The sequence below is a fragment of the Carnobacterium sp. genome (genome assembly GCF_032094055.1).
Taxonomy (GTDB): Bacteria; Bacillota; Bacilli; order Lactobacillales; family Carnobacteriaceae; genus Carnobacterium_A.
This window is the reverse complement of the sequence record NZ_DAMDAK010000128.1, coordinates 3631-4488: the sequence shown is the minus strand read 5'-3', so window position 1 is coordinate 4488 and position 858 is coordinate 3631. Positions and strand designations below refer to the sequence as shown.

At 33.3% G+C, this 858-nt stretch carries 1 protein-coding gene; it reads right to left on the bottom strand.

Going from position 1 to position 858, the window contains the following annotated elements; genetic code table 11:
• Positions 1-167 precede the first annotated feature (167 nt).
• On the bottom strand, positions 168-743 hold the full coding sequence (locus RT405_RS13065; RefSeq protein ID WP_313470255.1) for a recombinase family protein: 576 nt from the start codon (positions 741-743) through the stop codon (positions 168-170).
• Between the last annotated feature and the right edge of the window lie 115 nt (positions 744-858).

Here is an 858-nt window from a genome sequence, read left to right as displayed (position 1 = left end):
CCAGGCTATTTTCAATGTAGTTTAACGCATTGTTCATTCTTTCTAGCCAATCCATAAGTTTACTCCCTTTCAATATTTACTTTAAAACAAAATAGATAATAATTACCGACATTTCATGCCTAAAAATGTTGGTGAAAAAATACACCTTTTGATAGAATCAGGACAAACTATTTGTTTCTTTCCGATAGATTTCTATATAATGAAGCCCTAGATACATTAGTAATTTCACAAATTTGATTTACAGTCATGCCGCCTTCTTTATATAGTTTTACTGCATAATTCATCCCTGCGTGATTTTTATGATACTTCTTTAAACGCCCCTTAAACTTTCCTTCTTTCTTTGCTAACTCAATCCCTTCACGTTGACGCATACGGATAAGGCCGCGCTCTAATTGGTTCACACCAGCCATTACTGTAATTAAGAATTGGCTGTATGGATTATCCTCTGATAAATTTAGCCATGTATCCTTGAGTGATTTTAAGCTTGCCTTTTTCCTTCGTATTAAATCAATCAATTCAAATAAATCCTGCGTACTCCGAGTGATCCGAGTTAAGTCTGTAACATAAATAATGTCGCCTTCCTGTAAATCCTGCAACATTTTTTGAAGTTGCTCGCGATTCTTTGTTGCACCAGAAACTTTTTCTTCAAAAATAATATCCATCCCGATTTCGTTTAATTGCTGAAATTGCCTTGAAGGATTTTGGTTAGTCGAACTGACACGTATATAACCAATTTTCCGCAAAATATCACCTCATTTTTGAGATAAGTCTTATGAGACACTCTTAACTATGATTTTATCAGTCTACTATAATTGTATCAATAGAGTACACTCTATTGATTTATAATTGAACTAATTA